General features: G+C 69.6%; 13 protein-coding genes. 10 read left to right on the top strand and 3 right to left on the bottom strand.

Translation table 11 applies throughout. The features are described 5' to 3' along the window. Positions 1–138: 138 nt before the first annotated feature. The 10 genes from ACTIE5_RS03700 to mazG all read left to right on the top strand — a co-directional run bounded on the left by ACTIE5_RS03700 (position 139) and on the right by mazG (position 10,823). Positions 139–1,611, top strand: a complete 1,473-nt coding sequence (locus ACTIE5_RS03700; RefSeq protein ID WP_439548340.1) for an amidohydrolase family protein — start codon at positions 139–141, stop codon at positions 1,609–1,611. A gap of 106 nt (positions 1,612–1,717) precedes the next feature. Next, positions 1,718–2,638, top strand: a complete 921-nt coding sequence (locus ACTIE5_RS03695) for a lytic murein transglycosylase (protein ID WP_439548339.1) — start codon at positions 1,718–1,720, stop codon at positions 2,636–2,638. Between the two features lie 2 nt (positions 2,639–2,640). Then, positions 2,641–3,546, top strand: coding sequence for a septal ring lytic transglycosylase RlpA family protein (locus ACTIE5_RS03690; RefSeq protein WP_439548338.1), 906 nt, complete (start codon positions 2,641–2,643; stop codon positions 3,544–3,546). Positions 3,547–3,578: 32 nt separating this feature from the next. Next, the gene (locus ACTIE5_RS03685; protein ID WP_439548337.1) at positions 3,579–4,793 is read left to right on the top strand and encodes a D-alanyl-D-alanine carboxypeptidase family protein; all 1,215 of its coding nucleotides are present in this window, start codon (positions 3,579–3,581) and stop codon (positions 4,791–4,793) included. Between the two features lie 40 nt (positions 4,794–4,833). Beyond that, complete coding sequence (gene tmk / locus ACTIE5_RS03680; RefSeq protein WP_439548336.1) at positions 4,834–5,460, top strand: dTMP kinase; 627 nt, start codon at positions 4,834–4,836, stop codon at positions 5,458–5,460. Next, positions 5,457–6,524 carry a DNA polymerase III subunit delta' gene (locus tag ACTIE5_RS03675; RefSeq protein WP_439548335.1) on the top strand — a complete coding sequence of 356 codons (1,068 nt, stop codon included), beginning with the start codon at positions 5,457–5,459 and terminating at the stop codon, positions 6,522–6,524. The genes tmk and ACTIE5_RS03675 overlap by 4 nt, the downstream gene beginning before the upstream one ends. A 17-nt stretch (positions 6,525–6,541) precedes the next feature. Next, positions 6,542–8,071 (top strand): methionine--tRNA ligase, encoded by a 1,530-nt coding sequence (gene metG, locus ACTIE5_RS03670; protein ID WP_439548334.1) that lies wholly within the window; start codon positions 6,542–6,544, stop codon positions 8,069–8,071. Between the two features lie 108 nt (positions 8,072–8,179). Continuing rightward, positions 8,180–8,959 carry a TatD family hydrolase gene (locus ACTIE5_RS03665; RefSeq protein WP_439548333.1) on the top strand — a complete coding sequence of 260 codons (780 nt, stop codon included), beginning with the start codon at positions 8,180–8,182 and terminating at the stop codon, positions 8,957–8,959. A gap of 2 nt (positions 8,960–8,961) precedes the next feature. Beyond that, positions 8,962–9,759: an MBL fold metallo-hydrolase gene (locus ACTIE5_RS03660; protein WP_439548650.1), complete on the top strand. Its 798-nt coding sequence runs from the start codon at positions 8,962–8,964 to the stop codon at positions 9,757–9,759. A gap of 251 nt (positions 9,760–10,010) precedes the next feature. Further along, positions 10,011–10,823: a nucleoside triphosphate pyrophosphohydrolase gene (gene mazG, locus ACTIE5_RS03655; RefSeq protein ID WP_439548649.1), complete on the top strand. Its 813-nt coding sequence runs from the start codon at positions 10,011–10,013 to the stop codon at positions 10,821–10,823. 134 nt (positions 10,824–10,957) lie between these two features. On the opposite strand, the gene ACTIE5_RS03650 is transcribed toward mazG, so the two are convergent. From ACTIE5_RS03650 to ACTIE5_RS03640, 3 genes are all read right to left on the bottom strand, one after another. After that, positions 10,958–11,851, bottom strand: a complete 894-nt coding sequence (locus ACTIE5_RS03650; protein ID WP_439548332.1) for a hypothetical protein — start codon at positions 11,849–11,851, stop codon at positions 10,958–10,960. A gap of 223 nt (positions 11,852–12,074) precedes the next feature. Beyond that, positions 12,075–15,302, bottom strand: a complete 3,228-nt coding sequence (locus ACTIE5_RS03645; protein ID WP_439548331.1) for a calcium-binding protein — start codon at positions 15,300–15,302, stop codon at positions 12,075–12,077. Between the two features lie 89 nt (positions 15,303–15,391). Further along, complete coding sequence (locus tag ACTIE5_RS03640) at positions 15,392–16,336, bottom strand: pirin family protein (RefSeq protein ID WP_439548330.1); 945 nt, start codon at positions 16,334–16,336, stop codon at positions 15,392–15,394. Between the last annotated feature and the right edge of the window lie 55 nt (positions 16,337–16,391).

The following is a 16,391-nucleotide window of genomic DNA, read 5'->3' as shown; positions in this document are numbered from 1 at the left end:
GGGCGCGACGGCCAAGGCTGCAACGCCGCGTTACGCTCTTGACCGTGCAATCGGTTGCTTGGTAACAGGTCGTTGCCGGAGCCGCGAAGCGGAACGGCGGGAAGAGACGGGCCCTAAAAAACAATGCCCCGGAAAACAATGAACGAGAATTCCGACGTCAACGGCCTCGGCCGCCGCGCGATCTTCGCAGCGGCTGCCGGGGCCGCAACTCTTTCGGGCCTCCCCGCCACGGCGCGGGCGCAGCAGGCGGCCGACCCGGCCCGGCCCATTCTTGTGCGCGGCGCGCATGTGCTGTCCATGGACAGCCAGGTCGGCGACATGCCGCTCGGCGATATCCTGGTCGAGCGCGGGACCATCCGCGCCGTGGCGCCGAATATCGAGGCACCGGCCGGGGCGACCATCATCGATGGCGCCGGGCGCATCGCCATGCCGGGCATGGTGAACGGGCACATCCACCTGGCCCAGACGATGCAGCGTGGCCTGTCCACGGAGCATTCCTTCGTCGGCTATTTCCAGACCATCGTGCTGCGCCATTCCAACCGGATGACGCCGGCCGATGTGAAGCTGGCCGACCACGCCGGCGCGCTGGAACAGATGGCCGCCGGCGTCACCACCGTGATGGACTGGTCGCGGGAGACGATGAGCCCCGACCACGCCGATGCGGCGATCGAGGGGCTGACCGATGCCGGCATCCGCGCCGTGCTGGCCTATACCGCGCCGCCCATTCCGCAGGGGGGCGATGCGAGCGCGATCCATGGGCGGATGGTGGCCCATGCCAGGGCGCTGAAGGCGGGCAGGCTCGCGGCCTCGGACGGCATGATCCAGCTCTGGACCTGCCTCCAGGGGCCGGACTTCACGCCGCTGGAACCGGCGCTGGTCGATATGCGCCGGCTGGCTGAGATCGGCGTGCCGATCGCGATCCATACGGGCGCCAGCATCTACGCCAACCGCAAGCCGCGCCTGCTGGCGCAACTGGATGCGGCAGGGCTGCTGAACGATCGCCTGCAGATCGTGCACGCCAACAACCACGAGGATGACGAGTACAAGCTGGCCGCCGACAAGGGCGTCATGCTGGCCTCGACACCCGAGGTCGAGCTGCGGATGGGGCATGGGCATCCCTCGATGTTCAAGGCCGCGGCGGCGGGGATGCGGGTTTCGGTGGGGACGGACATTCCCTCCATGGTCGGTGGCGGGCTGCTGCCGCAGCTGCGGGTGGCGATGGCGGTGGAACTGCACCGGCTGAACCTGCTGGCCATCGCGGCGACGCGGACGGTGGCGCAGACGCCGCCGGTGACGGCGCGGCAGATGCTGGAATTCGCGACCATCGGCGGCGCGCGGGGCCTCGGGCTTGATCGCGTCACGGGCAGCATCACGCCGGGCAAGCGGGCCGACATCATCCTGGTCCGCGCCGACCAGCCGCTGACGGCCCCGGTGAGCGATCCCGCCGGGCTGGTACTGCTGCAGGCCAGTGCCGGGGACATCGAGACGGTGATCGTCGATGGCCGCATCCGCAAGCAAAGCGGGCGGCTGGTGGATGCCGATGCGACCGCCGTGTTCCGGCGGCTGCAGGATCGGGCGGAGGAGATGGCGGCCGCGGCATCCCGCGGCTGATGCCATCATAACCGTGCGTTGCCCCGGCACGCCCGGCTGTGGCAATCAACGGCGCATGAGTCCGACACGGCGAGTCACCCTTTCCGCGGCTGCGGCCGCCCTTTTGATGCCGGGCGGCGCACGCGCCGCCACGCAGAGCTTCGATGCCTTCCTGGAGGGCGTCCGGGCGGAGGCGCGGCGGCAGGGCGTCTCGGCCGCCACCCTGTCCCGCGCGCTGACGGGCATCCGCGCCAATGACCGGGTGCTGGAGCTGGACCGGCGGCAGCCGGAATTCACCCAGACCTGGGAACAGTACCGGGATGCCCGCCTGTCCCAGACCCGGATCGATGCCGGGCGCCGGGCCTTCGCCGACAACCGCGCCACGCTGGAAGCGGTGCAGGGGCGGTTCAAGGTCTCGCCGCGCGTGGTGGTGGCGATCTGGGGGCTGGAGACGAATTACGGCGGCTTCACCGGCAATTTCAACGTGGTGGAAAGCCTCGCGACCCTGGCCTGGGATGGAAGGCGTTCCGCCTATTTCCGCAACGAGCTTCTGGCGGCCCTGAAGATCCTGGATGCCGGGCATGTATCGGCCGACCGCATGCGCGGCAGCTGGGCCGGCGCCATGGGCCATCCCCAGTTCATGCCGAGCAATTTCGAACGCCTGGCCGTCGACATGGATGGCGATGGGCGGCGGGACATCTGGGACAACCGGGCGGATGCGCTGGGGTCCATCGGCAACTACCTCGCCCGGTCCGGCTGGCGGGAGGAGGAGTTGTGGGGGCGGGAGGTCGTGCTGCCCGCGGGCTTCAACCCGGAAGATGCGCGGCGGGACAACACCAAGCCGCTGCGGGAATGGGTGCGGATGGGGGTGCGGCGGCCGGATGGATCGGCGCTGCCGGCGCTCGACATGGAAGCGGCGATCATCACGCCGGGGGGCGCGGGCGGGCAGGCCTTCGCCGTCTATCACAACTTCAACGTCATCCGGCGCTACAACCCCTCCAACTTCTACGCCCTCGCGGTGGGCCTGCTGTCGGACCGAGTGGCCTAGGCATGAAGCGCCTGGTCCTGGTGGGGTTGCTGGTGCTGGCGGGCTGCGCGCGCACGCCGCCACCCCCCATCGCGCAGCCCCGCTATGTGGTGGGGGAGCCCTACCAGATGGGCGGCGTCTGGTCCTACCCGCGGGAAGATTTCGCGCTGAACCAGACCGGGCTTGCCTCGGTCATCGCCGACCAGCGCAGCGGGCGTCGCACGGCGAATGGGGAGATCCATGACCCCACCGCGCTGGTCGCGGCGCATCGCACGCTTCAGATGCCGGCGGTGGTGACGGTGACGAACCTCGAATCAGGCCTGCAATTGCAGGTGCGGGTGAATGACCGCGGCCCCGCCAATCCGGGCCGGGTGATCGACCTGTCCCGCCGCGCCGGAGAATTGCTGGGCATCCGCCCCGGCGGCACGGCGCAGGTGCGGGTCGAGGTGGTGGGGGAGCAGAGCCGCGGGATCTCCGCCGCGTTGCCGAACACGGAGACGCCGGCGCTGCAGATCGCCGCTGCGCCCATCGCCTCCGTGGAGCGGGAGGATCTGGCGCCGCCGCCCGGCGCCGCCCAGGCCGCGCGGGTGCGGGAGGCGAGGCGCCTGCCGGGCGATGGACGCGCCGGCGTGGCGGAACAGGCCGCCGTCAGCGTGGCGCCGGACCGGCTGCCGGAACGCCTGGTGCGGGTCGCCGTCATGCCGGGGTCGCTGTATGTCGAGGGTGCCACCTTCTCCCGCCGCGACATGGCGGAACGGCAGGCGGCGCGGCTCGCGGGGCTGCGGCCGGTGGTGGAGGCGCAGGGGCCGCGGGGGCGCCAGACGTTCCGCGTGCGGCTCGGCCCCTTCAACTCGGTGCCGGAAGCCGACAGGGCGCTTGAGGGAAGCCTGCGTGCGGGGGTATCGGAGGCCCGTATCCTCGTGGACTGATCCCGCGAGTCGGACAGGAAAGACGCGCCGCCATGCGCCGCCGAGACATCATGGGGGCTGCCGCCGGCCTCGCCACCGGGCTTAACGCCGTGGACGCCGTGGCGCAGCAGCGCCCCGCGCCGCAGCCCGCGCGGCCGCCGCGCCAGCCCCCGCCGCCGCCCTCCACCCCCGCCAGCACGCCGCTGGGGCCGGTGGATACGCTGGCGCGCCACGCGCTCATCATCGATTTCGACACGGGCGCGGTGCTGCTGGAGAAGGCGGCGGATGACCGCATGCCGCCATCGTCCATGTCCAAGCTGATGACGATGTATGTGGTCTTCGACCTTCTGAAGCAGGGCAGACTCCGGCTGGACCAGCAATTGCCGGTCAGCGAGCGTGCCTGGCGGATGGGCGGGTCCAAGATGTTCGTGCAGATCGGCACGACGGTGCCGGTGGAAAGCCTGGCGCGCGGCGTCATCGTGCAATCCGGCAATGATGCCTGCATCGTGCTCGCGGAAGCCATCAGCGGGTCGGAAACCCAGTTCGCGGAACTGATGAACGAGACGGCGCGGCGGATCGGCCTGCGGTCCAGCAACTTCCGGAACTCGACCGGCTGGCCCGACCCCGAGCACCGCATGACGAGCCGCGACCTGGCGACGCTCGCGCGGCGCATCATCGTCGATTTTCCCGAATACTACCGCTTCTACAACGAGCGCAGCTTCCGCTGGAACGACATCACGCAGGAGAACCGGAACCCCGCGCTCGGCCGCGTCCCGGGGGCGGATGGGCTCAAGACCGGGCATACGGAGGAAGCGGGCTACGGCCTCACCGCCTCCGCCATGCGGGGAAACCGCCGTCTGATCCTGGTGGTGAATGGGCTGGGGTCGATGCGCCAGCGGGCGGAGGAGAGCGAGCGGCTCTTCGAATGGGCGTTCCGGGAGTTCGAGAACGTCGTCGTCTTCCGCGCCGCCGACACGGTGGAGGAAGTGCCGGTCTACCTCGGCGAACGTCCGACCGTGCCGCTGGTGGCGGGCCGCGACCTGGTGCTGACGCTGCCGCGGCAATGGCGCCGGAACCTCCAGGTCCGGGTGCGCTTCGACGCACCCGTGCCCGCACCGGTGACGAAGGGGCAGGGAATCGGCACGTTGCTGATCAGCGGGCAGGGGGTGCCGGAGATGTCGGTGCCGCTGATCGCGGGGGCGGATGTGGACAGGCTCGGCCTGTTTCCGCGCATCCCGGCGGTGATCGGGCGCTGGTTCGGCAGCTAGCTACTTGAGACTTCGCGCGTAAGGGGCGACACCCCCGGGCATGATCACGCGCGGTCGATTCATCACCTTCGAGGGCGGCGAGGGCGGGGGCAAATCCACCCAGGCCCGCCGCCTGGCCGCCCATCTCTGCGCCCGCGGCATCCCCGTGCTGGTGACGCGGGAGCCCGGTGGCGCGCCGGGGGCGGAGGCGATCCGCCAGGTGCTCCTGGGCGGGCAGGGGCTCGATCCCGTGGCGGAGGCGATGCTGCTGTTCGCAGGCCGCCGGGAACACGCGGTGCAGACCATCCGGCCGGCCCTGGCAGCGGGGATGTGGGTGGTGTGCGACCGCTTCGCGGACAGCACCCTCGCCTATCAGGTGCATGGCCTCGGCATGGCGCGCGCCACCTTCGACACGCTGGCGGGGCTGGCGCTGGAGGGGCTTCGGCCGGACCTGACGCTGATCCTCGACGTGCCGGAAGCCATCGGCATGCAGCGGGCCATGGCGCGGGGCGTGGCGGCGGACCGCTACGAAAGGCTGGACGCCGCCTTCCACGGGCGCGTGCGCGACGGGTTTCTCGCCCTGGCGCTGGCGGAGGCCGATCGCTGCGCGGTGGTGGATGCGACCGTCGCGGTCGATGACGTGACGGCGGCGGTGGCGGCGGTGGTCGCCGAAAGGCTGGCGCCATGAGTCGTGCGCCGCGTGCCGCCAAAGCGGCGGAGGTGGAGGAGGATGAGGATCTTCCCGTCCGCTCCAACCCCGACCTGTTCGGGCATGACGCCGCGGCCGCGGTGCTGGAGAAGGCCGCGCGGTCCGGCCGCCTGCCCCATGCCTGGATGGCGGCGGGCCCGCCCGGGATCGGCAAGGCGACGCTGGGCTACCGCTTCGCGCGCTGGCTGATGGCGGGGATGGCGGAGAAGCCGGCGGCGGAGGGCGCAACAGCCCTGCACCTGGCGCCGGATCACCCGACCTTCCGCCGCATCGCCGCCGGCGCGCATGCGGACCTCCGCGCGCTGCGGCCCAATACCGGCGACACCGGGGTGAAGAAGGTGATCCGCGTCGATGACGCCCGGGCCGCCATCCGCTTCATGGCGATGACGCCGGCGGAGGGCGGGTGGCGCTTCGTGCTGGTGGATGGGGCGGAGCTGCTGCAACCCCAGGCCGCCAACGCCCTGCTGAAGACGCTGGAGGAACCGCCGCCGCGGGCGGTGCTGATGCTGACCACGGCGGCGCCGGACCGGCTGCTGCCGACCATCCTGAGCCGCGTGCGGCGGCTCGACCTGTCTCCCTTGGCGGAGGCGCCGATGGATACGCTGCTGAAGCGCCTGCAGCCGGATCTGAACCCGACCGAGCGTAGCGCACTGGCGCGCATCGCGCAGGGCTCCCCGGGACGGGCGCTGATGCTGGCGGAAGGCGAGGGGCTGGCGATCCAGGCCATGGTGGATGAGGTGCTGAACGGCCTCGCGCAGGGTGATCGCCGCCGCTGGCACGCGCTGGCGGAAGGCGTCGCGGCAAAGCGCGATGGCAGCAGCTTCGCCACCTTCATCGCGTTGATGCGGCAGGCCATTTCCACGGCCGTGCGCGGCGCCGCGCGTGGCCAAACACCGCCCCCCTGGCTCGCCTTGCGTCCGCTTGCCGAGTGGTCGACCCTGTGGGATAGCCTCGGCCGGCTCGCCACCGAGACGGACCTGCTGAGCCTGGATCGCAAGCAGGCGGTGCTGACGGCGTTGGGCTGGCTCTCGCCGCGACGCTGATATCCGGAAGAAATACCGTGACCTCAACCAGCTACATCACGACCCCCATCTATTACGTCAACGACAAGCCGCATATCGGGCATGCCTATACGTCGCTCGCCGCCGATGTGCTGGCGCGCTGGCGGCGCCTTCAGGGGCATGAGGTCTTCTTCCTGACCGGCACCGATGAGCACGGGCAGAAGGTGGAAAAGGCGGCGAGCGATGCGGGGATGGACCCGCAGGCCTTCACCGACCGCGTCAGCCAGCATTTCCGCGACCTGACCGCGACCATGGGCCTGTCCAACGACGCCTTCATCCGTACGACTGAAGATCGCCACAAGCGCGCCTGCCAGGCGCTGTGGGAGAAGCTGGTCGCCAATGGCGAAATCTACCTCGGCCATTACGAGGGCTGGTACGCCGTGCGGGACGAGGCCTTCTACGGCCCGGACGAGTTGACCGAGCGCGACGGCGTGAAATACGCGCCGTCCGGCGCGCCGGTGGAGTGGGTGAGGGAGCCTTCGTATTTCTTCCGCCTCTCTGCCTGGCAGGACCGGCTGATCGCCTATTACGATGCGCATCCGGACTTCATCCTGCCCGCCAGCCGGCGCAACGAAGTCATGGCCTTCGTGAAGTCCGGCCTTGGCGACCTCTCCATCTCCCGCACCTCCTTCACCTGGGGTGTGAAGGTGCCGGGGGATGAGGCGCATGTGATGTATGTCTGGCTGGATGCGCTGACGAACTACATCACGGCGGTCGGCTATCCCGATGATCCTGCGACATTCGCGAAGTGGTGGCCCGCCGAGCTGCATTTCGTCGGCAAGGACATCGTGCGCTTCCACGCGATCTACTGGCCGGCCTTCCTGATGGCCGCCGACCTGCCCGTGCAGCATCGCGTCTTCGCCCATGGCTGGTGGACGAATGAGGGGCAGAAGATCAGCAAGAGCCTCGGCAACGTCATCGACCCGGTGGCGCTGGTGGAAGAATTCGGCCTGGACGCCGTGCGCTACTTTCTTCTGAGGGAAGTGCCGTTCGGGCAGGATGGCGACTTCTCCCGCTCCGCGCTGGTGAACCGGCTGAATGGCGAACTGGCGAATGCGCTGGGGAATTTGGCGAACCGGACGTTGTCGCTGATCCAGCGGAATTGCGAGGCGACGCTGCCGGCGCCGGCGGAGACCGCGCCGGGCGATGTGGCGCTGCGCGGGCTTGTGGCGGCGCTGCCGGCGACGGTTGGCGGGCACCTCGACCGGCAGGAATACCATCTGGCGCTGGAAGCCGTGATGGCGCTGGCGCGGGAAGCCAATGGCTACATCACCGTCGAGGCGCCCTGGGCGCTGAAGAAGACGGACCCCGTCCGCATGGCCGTGGTGCTGCGCCATCTGCACGACACGCTGCGCGCGTTGGCGACGGTGCTGCAGCCCTTCATGCCCGACACCATGGCGAAGCTGCTGGCGCAGCTCGGCGTGCCGGAAGCGGCGAGGGGGCTGGAACACCTGGCGGAACCCCTGCCCGCCGGCCTGGCCCTGCCGCCGCCCGAGCCGCTGTTCAAGAAGGTCGAGGCAGCAGCATGAGACGGTCCATGCCACTTCGCATGGGCCGAGGCCGCGAATGCGGCCCGCCGCCTTTGCGGCGAAGCCAAGCCCGCGGAGCGGGCGCCCGGCGTTTGAGGGCCTGAATATATGTACCTGATCGACTCACACTGTCACCTCGACCATTTCCAGGGCGAGGAACAGGACCTTGTCGTCGCCCGCGCCCGCGCGGCCGGCGTCGCGGAGATGGTGACCATCGGCACGCGCCTCGGCGAGCAGGCCGCGGCGGTGCGGGACATCGCGACGCGCCATGCTGATATCTGGGGCACGGTCGGCATCCATCCTCACAACGCCGGCGAACGCCCGGTCCCGAGCGTCGAGGAATTGCTGCGGGAGGCAGACCATCCGCGCATCATCGGGCTTGGGGAATCCGGGCTCGACTATTTCTATGACAAGTCGCCGCGGCCGGTGCAGCAGGAAGGCTTCCGGGCGCATATCGCGGCGGCGCGTGTCTCCGGCCTGCCGCTGGTTATCCATGCGCGCGACGCCGATGCCGACATCGCGGCGATCCTGGTGGAGGAGCATGGGGCAGGGGCCTTCCCCTTCCTGCTGCACTGCTTCTCCTCCGGCGCGGATCTGATGCGGACGGCGCTCGGGCTTGGTGGCTACATCTCCTTCAGCGGGATGTTGACCTTCCCGAAGTCGGACGCGATCCGGGAGATGGCGGCGGAAGTGCCGGCGGAGCGGCTGCTGGTGGAGACGGACAGCCCCTACCTCGCCCCGGTGCCGCTGCGGGGGAAGCGCTGCGAACCCGCCTATGTCGCCCATACCGCTGCCAGGCTGGCGGAGGTCCGGGGGCTGACGCTCACCGCGCTCGCGGACCTCACCACGGCCAATTTCCGCCGGCTGTTTCCGCGGGCCGCGGCGTAGTGCTGCGCGTCACGCTGCTGGGCTGTGGCGGCTCCGGCGGCGTGCCGCTGCTGGGCGGGCCGGATGGACGTGGCGATTGGGGGGTCTGCGATCCAGCGAACCCGCTGAACCGCCGCGGCCGGACCTCGGCCCTGGTGGAAGGTCCGGCGGGCCAGCGGCTGCTGATCGATGCGGGCCCGGATCTGCGCCAGCAATTGCTCGCGGCGGGCCAGGCCCGGCTGGATGCGGTGGTGTTCACCCATTCCCATGCCGACCACGTGCTGGGCATCGATGAACTCCGGATCGTAAACCGCATCACTGGTTCGGCCATCGACACCTTCGGCAGCTACTCGACCCTGTCGATGCTCAAGGTGCGGTTCGACTACGCCTTCCGCCCGCCGACGCCGCCCGGCTTCTACCGGCCGGCGCTGACCCCCAAGGCGATCGCGCCGGGGGAGGTGGTGGCGATGGGCGGTCTGCCCGTGCGTGTCTTCCGCCAGGACCACCGGGTGATGGAGACGCTGGGCTTCCGCATCGGCAACTTCGCCTATTCCACTGATGTGGTGGCGCTGCCGGAGGACAGCCTGGCGGCGCTGGAGGGATTGGACACCTGGGTGGTCGGCTGCTTCCAGCGCAAGCCGCACCCAGTGCACGCCAATGTGGACCAGGTGATCGAGTGGACGCGTCGCCTGAAGCCGCGGCGGACCGTGCTGACCCATATGGGCACGGACATGGACCATGCCGCGCTGGCGGCATCGCTGCCGGCTGGCATCGAGCCTGGGCATGACGGCCTGGTGCTGGAAATCCCGCACCCGGGCTGAGTTCACGACCTGTTCGAGTGGTCCCGGGCGTGCACTCCCAGGCGTGGCGCGGCCCGGCTTTCCCCACATCCACCGGCTTGTCCCCAGGCCTTTTTCTTTCCATAATATATCTTATGCGGCAATTTGATCTGTGGATATCAGCTGGGGAAAACGCGCCCTCGGCCTGCCGCCTGAACCGTTGCAAGGCCGCCCCCCCTTGCCCCGGCCAGCCCGAGGCGCGATGCCGGGTGGATATGGCCGGAGCGATGACGATGACCGATGCGCCCAAGGATCCCGCCGCCGAACTGGGACGCCTGCTGGCGATCATGGCGCGGCTGCGGGCGCCGGATGGCTGCCCCTGGGACCGCGTGCAGGATTTCGCGACCATCGCGCCCTACACCATCGAGGAAGCCTATGAGGTCGCGGACGCGATCGCCCGCGGCCCCGATTTCCCCCAGCTGATGGATGAACTCGGCGATCTGCTCTTCCAGGTCGTCTACCACGCCCAGATGGCGACCGAGGCCGGCCGGTTCGGCTTCGCGGAGGTCGCCCAGGCGATCGCCGACAAGATGATCCGCCGCCACCCCCATGTCTTCGGGGAAGCCGCGGCCCGGGATGTCGCCGCCCAGAACAGCGCCTGGCAGGTCCAGAAGGAAGCCGAGCGCGCGGCGCGGGCAGAAACAGGCACGCTGGCCGGGGTGCCGACCACCCTGCCCGCCCTGACCCGCGGCCTGAAGCTGGCCCGCCGCGCCGCCCGCGTCGGCTTCGACTGGCCCGACCCCGGCGCCGTGCTGGACAAGCTGGAGGAGGAAGCGGCCGAACTTCGGGCGGAGCTTCCCGCCATGGACAAGGCCCGCCAGGCGGATGAGGTGGGCGACCTGTTCTTCGTGCTGGTGAATTTGGCCCGGAAGCTCGACCTGGACCCTGAGACCTGCCTCCGGGATGCGAACGCCAAGTTCGAGCGTCGCTTCAACGCCGTGGAAAAGGCCCTGGCGGCGGAGGGCAAGGCGCCAGGGGATGCGGGGCTGGAGGCGATGGAAGCGGCCTGGCAGGCCGTGAAGGCGCGGGAGCGCGGCCAGGGCTGACGGGCATTCTGTAAAGCGGATTTACAACAGCGGGCGCGCCCATCAGGTGATGTAGTAGTGCTACATCAATGCCGTGTAGCGCTACTTCGCGGGGTGGCTGGACTGCTGGCACAGACGGTGAACAAGCCCGGTTTTCAGCCGCGTCCCTGCGCCAGCCGGGCGGGCTCCGCCGCGGCGCCCAGTGCCGCCAGGGCCACGCCTTCCGGCGCCTGCGCGGTGGCAAGGTAGGCTTCGAGCTGCGCCTGGACCGGGCGTTCCACCTGGCGGGCCAGCAGGGCCGTCACGGTTGCCCGGACGGCCGGCCTTGCATCCCGGGCCAGCAGCGCGGTCGTGTCCCGCAACAGGGTCGCCTGCGGCGCCCGCTCCAGGGCCATGGCGGGATGCGTCACCAGGTGGCGGGCCACCGCGACTGGGTCGAGGTCACCGGCCGTTCGCATCACCAGGGCGAAATCCTCCCCCAGCGCCGGGGAGATCGCGGCCAGGCCTGCCTGCAGGCGGTGGCGCATCGGGTCGTCCGCCAGCGGCTGCGCGCGGTCGAGCAGCAGCAATTGCGCGGCCTGGGCCAGACGCTTCCGGACCACCGGACCGCGGGCGGCGAGGAGAAGGACCGCACGCTCGCTATCCGCCAGGGGGGCGACAGCGCGGGCGAATTCGATGTCGCATTCCATGCGCAGCTGCAATTCGCGCTGCATCGTGGGGTCCCAGGCCAGGGCGGCGGCCTCCTCCCTCACCTGCCGCAAGGCGCCGCGGAGAGCGGCTTCCGGCAGGGCGGCGGGCGTGCCGGCTGCGGGCGCACTGGCGGCGGTCCCCGGGGCCTTGGGTGGCGCCTGCCGCGCGGCCTTGCGAGCCTTCAGGATGTCCTGGAACAGGACCAGGTGCCACCACAGGCCACCCATCGGCACCATGGAAGCCAGCGCCAGCTGGACGGGCAGTGGCCACATCTCAAGCCCCGCGATGGCGGTGAACCAGGCGATCGTCGCGCAGGTCACGCAGAGCCAGTAGCCGGCGATCCGCATCGAGAGAGACATGAGGCACCCCATCCGTAGCGTGTCGATACGGTAGGATATTATTAATTTTTGGAACTCATGCAAGCATCATTCTGTTGATAACGCACTTATCCACATACGTGAGGGCCGGATCAGGGCATTTGGCGGCGAATCAGTCGATAAAGAGCCACCATAGGCAGCAGTCTTCTTGTCGGATGCCCGTCCCGCGCGTGCTGCGGGACGGGCGGCATCGCCTGGCGGCGCTTCAACCGAAGATGAAGTCGCTGGCCGTCAGGGGCGAGGCTGGGTCGACGAGGGCGATCATCTCCTCGCCCGATCCATCGTCGAAGAACACGGCCCCGAACAAGTCGTCGTAATAGACCGAGGTCGCGTTGGCGCCGGCGAAAGAGAACTGGAAGCGGTCCACGCCGACCTCGAAATCCTCGACGGTGACAAGGTCGAAAGGCACGCTGCGCAGGACAAAGATATCGGCCCCCTGCCCGCCTTGCGCAGTGTCATCGCCCGCCATCACGATGGTATCGGCGCCGGCGCCGCCATCCAGCACATCGCCGCCATCCAGGGCAAAAAGGTAGTCATCACCCAGGTCGCCGAGCAGGGTATCGGCCCCCGCGCTGCCATAGAGGCGGTCGTTGCCGGCGCCACCATCGGCCAGGCCACCATCCTCGTCGATGCCGTCATCCTCGTCTTCCAGGTCGGCATTGAGGTCGATCGTGTCGTTGCCGGCACCGCCCATCAGGGTATCGGCGCCGAAGCCGCCCCAGATGTCGTCGTCTCCGTCCCCGCCAGCGACGCTGTCATCGCCATCCAGCGCGTTGATGAAGTCATCGCCCCCGCCGCCCAGCAGGGTATCGACGCCATCGCTGCCATAGATGTCGTCATCGCCTTCGCCACCATCCACCTGGCCGCCATCGGCGTCGATGCCGTCATCCTCGTCTTCCAGGTCGGCATTGAGGTCGATCGTGTCGTTGCCGGCACCGCCCATCAGGGTATCGGCGCCGAAGCCGCCCCAGATGTCGTCGTCTCCGTCCCCGCCAGCGACGCTGTCATCGCCATCCAGCGCGTTGATGAAGTCATCGCCCCCGCCGCCCAGCAGGGTATCGATGCCGTCGCTGCCGTAGACCTTGTCGTTGCCATCGCCGCCATTGGCGTAGCCGCCATCATCATCCTCGGTGTCGAAATTGGCGTTGAGGTCCAGCACATCCCGGCCCTCGCCACCGTTCAGGGTGTCCGCGCCGATACCCCCGAACAGGACGTCGTTGCCTTCGCCGCCGTCAAGGACATCATCGCCATCCTCGCCGAACAGGCGGTCGCGCTCGTTGCCGCCCGACAGCGTATCGCCGCCATTCCCGCCGAGGAGGAGGTCCAGCCCCTCCTCGCCCTCGATCTCGTCAGCCCCGTCCTGGCCATGAAGGCTGTCATCGCCCTGCCCACCCAGCACCGTGTCATCCCCGGCGCCACCGAACAGGCGGTCATCGCCCGGGTCACCGCTTTCCCGCTCGATGAAGGGCGCGACGATGCCGGGCAGCAATTCGACAAGCAGCGGCAGCAACGGCAGCAGGATGCCGGGCAGGTCGAGATCGTCGAAGTCGATCGCATCGGGATCGAGGTCGTCGAGGTCGAGGCCGTCCAGGCCCAGTTCGCCCGGATCCAGGTCCGTTTCCCCGAGGGCGCCCAGCAGCAGGTCGAGGAGCGCATTGGGAGTCAGCGCCAGCGGGCCAAGTCCGACGCGCAGCGCGCCCAGGAAGTCGACATCCGTCAGGAGGTCGGCGAGGGTGTCGGCCAGTCGCAGGACCGTCTCTTCCGCCAGCGTATCCGCCACGCCGTCTTCCAGGTCGCCGACGATGAAATCGTTGCCGGCGCCCCCGTTCACCGTATCGTCGCCACCGCCGCCGGCCAGGCTGTCGCCGTCGCCATCGCCGGTCATGGAATCACGGCCGTCGCCGCCGGCAAGCTGGTCCATGCCCGCGCCGCCGCGAACGGTATCGTCGCCACCGCCGGCCAGGGCGACGTCATCGCCCGAATCGCCATTGATGCGGTCATTGCCATCCGGCGCCGGCACGAAGGCCGGGCCATCGCCGATTTCCGCGATCACCATGCCGACGAGGTTGTTGACGCTGAAATCGCCCAGCAGCAGATCGTCATCGCCGCCGCCGGACAGGGTATCGTTCCCACCCTCGCCCACGATCACGTCGATGCCGGAATTGCCGGTGACGCTGTCGGCGCCCTCTCCGGCCAGGATCAGGTCGCCGCCCGCCCCGCCGCTGGCGGTATCCTGCCCGGCCCCGGCCAGGATGATGTCGCTACCCGCGCCGCCATCCAGCAGATCGTCGCCGACCAGGTCGGCTGGATCGATGCCGAGCAGGGCGCCGGCCAGGCTGTCCGCCACCGGGCCGAGCAGGTCGCCCAGGATGAGGTCCCCGCCCGCACCGCCGCGGATCGTATCGGACCCGCCGAGGCCGACCAGGACATCCGTGCCCGATCCGCCATCGACGTCGTCGTCGCCTGAAACGCTGCCGATCGCATCGGCCAGGATGATGTCGATCCCGCTGCCGCCGGCCAGGGTATCGGCCCCGCCACCAGCCACGATGACATCGTCGCCGGACCCGCCATCGATGAAGGCGCCGGCATCGGGGTCGGCCGCTTCCCCTTGGTCCGGCAGCAGGGCCAGGCGGATTGCCTCGATCCCGGCGCCCAGCGCCACCGGGCTGCCGAGCAGGACGTCGTTCCCGCTGCCGCCCAGCATCGTATCGGCACCGTCACCACCCATCAGCAGGTCATTGCCGCTGCCGCCGTCGAGTTCGTCATCGCCGTCGCCGGTGGCGATCACGTCGTCGCCCGCACCGCCCCGCATCGTATTGGTGCCGCCGCTGCTGGACAGGGTGTCGGCGCCGCTGCCGGCACTGATCAGGTCGGCGCCACCGCCGGTCGCGATGTAGTCGTTCCCGCTGCCGCCATCGACCTCGTTGTCACCGGAACCGGTGGTGATCGTGTCGTTGCCGCTGCCGCCGGTCAGCGTGTTGGCACCGGCATTGCCCTCGATCACGTCGTGGTCGGCGCCGCCATCCAGCAGATCGTCGCCGTCGCCGCCGGTGATCGTGTCCGAATGGGCGCCGCCGCGCAGCGTATCGCCGCCATCGCCGCCGACCAGGCTGTCATCGCCGTTCGAGCCATCCACCTGCACGCCGCCAACATCCCCGGTGCCGATCAGCGTATCGGCGCCGTTGCCGAAGCGGAACGACTCGATGCCCGTGAAGGTATCGCCGGTCGCCTCGCCGGAGGATGTGCCGCCGACCAGGTCTAGCAGCACCGGGAAGCTGGTGAACTGGACGAGGTCACTGCCCTCCCCGCCCAGGAAGACATCCGGGCCGAGGCGGCCGATGAGCGTGTCGTCGCCCTGCAGGCCCTCCAGCGTATCCGCGAAGCGCGTCCCCACCAGAGTATCGCCGTTGGAGGTACCGGTTCGGAGGGCCATGGGTGACGTTACCACATTGTTAATTGTTCCTGATGACACGTAGTTTCGCGGATTAAGTCAACCCAAGGGCCGCCAATTATCAGGAAGCTTCAACCGTGAGACGTATTCGTCTGCGCCTTGACGCTGCGCTTTTCCGGCAGCGGGATCCATTCGCTCTCGCCCGGCACCGGCGCGGCGAAGCGGTCCCGGGCCCAATCCTGCTTCGCCTGCTCGATCCGGTCCCGCGATGAGCTGACGAAGTTCCAGTAGAGGAAGCGCGGCCCGTCCATCGTGGCACCGCCCAGCAGCAGCAGCCGGGCACCCTGCGGGCCGGCCTTCAGCGACATGGCGTCGCCAGGCCGGAAGACCAGCATCCGGCCGGGGTCGAAGACCTGGCCCGCAACCTCCACTGTGCCGGTCAGGACATAGGCCGCGCGTTCCTCATGCCGGTCCGGCATCGGCACCGCTGCGCCAGGGGCCAGGATGGCATCGGCGTAGAAGAGGTCCGACAGCACCGAGACCGGCGCCGCCATGCCCCAACCCGTGCCGGCGATGAGGCGGAGCCTGGTGCCCGCATCCTCGATCACCGGCAGGCTCGCCGCGCCATGGTGGCGGAAATCGGGCCTGGCTTCCTCATGCGCCTTCGGCAGCGCGACCCAGGATTGGATACCCGCCAGGCGGTGGGGCGCGGCGCGCCGGTCCGCGGCGGTGCGTTCCGAATGGACGATCCCCTGCCCCGCCGTCATCCAGTTCACGTCGCCGGGCGCGATCGACATGTCCGTCCCCAGGCTGTCCCGGTGCTGGATCTCGCCCTCGAACAGGTAGGTGACGGTGGACAGGCCGATATGCGGGTGCGGGCGGACATCGACGCCGGTGCCGGTCAGGAACTCGCCCGGGCCCATCTGGTCGAAGAAGATGAAGGGGCCGACCATCTGGCGGTCCTTCGCGGGCAGGGCGCGCCGGACCTCGAAGCCGCCGATGTCATGGGTGCGGGGCAGCAGCACCGTCTCCAGCCCCGGGGGCAGCGGGTCGGTCGGGTCGGTGGTCACGGACATGGCGTTCTCTCCTGCGCTTCGGTGCACAGGATGGCGATGCCGGCGGGCGGGCGCG

The organism is Falsiroseomonas sp. (assembly GCF_051859025.1).
GTDB lineage: Bacteria > Pseudomonadota > Alphaproteobacteria > Acetobacterales > Acetobacteraceae > Falsiroseomonas.
This window is presented reverse-complemented; position numbering and strand designations above follow the sequence as displayed.